This window comes from Streptomyces litchfieldiae, assembly GCF_031845365.1.
GTDB classification, from domain to species: Bacteria; Actinomycetota; Actinomycetes; order Streptomycetales; family Streptomycetaceae; genus Streptomyces; species Streptomyces litchfieldiae.
In genome coordinates this window covers 1-480 of the sequence record NZ_JAVREL010000085.1, presented here as the reverse complement: position 1 = coordinate 480, position 480 = coordinate 1, and the positions used below count along the sequence as shown (strand labels likewise).

General features: G+C 61.2%; 1 pseudogene. It reads right to left on the bottom strand.

Annotated elements, in window-relative coordinates:
* Positions 1-278, bottom strand: a pseudogene (locus tag RM590_RS35490) (cytosine permease); the annotation flags it as partial.
* Between the last annotated feature and the right edge of the window lie 202 nt (positions 279-480).

The following is a 480-nucleotide window of genomic DNA, read 5'->3' as shown; positions in this document are numbered from 1 at the left end:
GTCAGGGCGAAGTTCTTGCCCGATCGTCCGGCCTGGTAGCTCAGCGCCCCGACATAGCCCATCAGGATGAGGTCGCCCACGAGAATCGCGACCAAGCCCATGACGAAGCCGAGGTTGTAGACCACGATCCCCGCGAAGACCGCCGAGGTCATGATCATCGGGAAGCCGACCCATACCGCCGACACCGAGAACAGCGATCTGCGTGCGGACAGCGGGACGGGCTGGTTCTCGTACTCCTCACCGAGCGCCGAATGTTGTTCGGCGGGCACTGTATCCATGGCTGTATACCGTGCGGTATACGGATTACCCAGGCATTTCTGCCGATGAACGTTCCGTAACGGGGTCCTCACCGCCGCGCGGCGGTGAGCTTTACGTCACCGCAATACAACAAGTGGGTCCACGTAACAGAAACGTCGTCAACTCCCAGTGATCGGCCCGTCCGGGCCGCCACCCCCAGGAGATGTTGATGGATACAGGAAC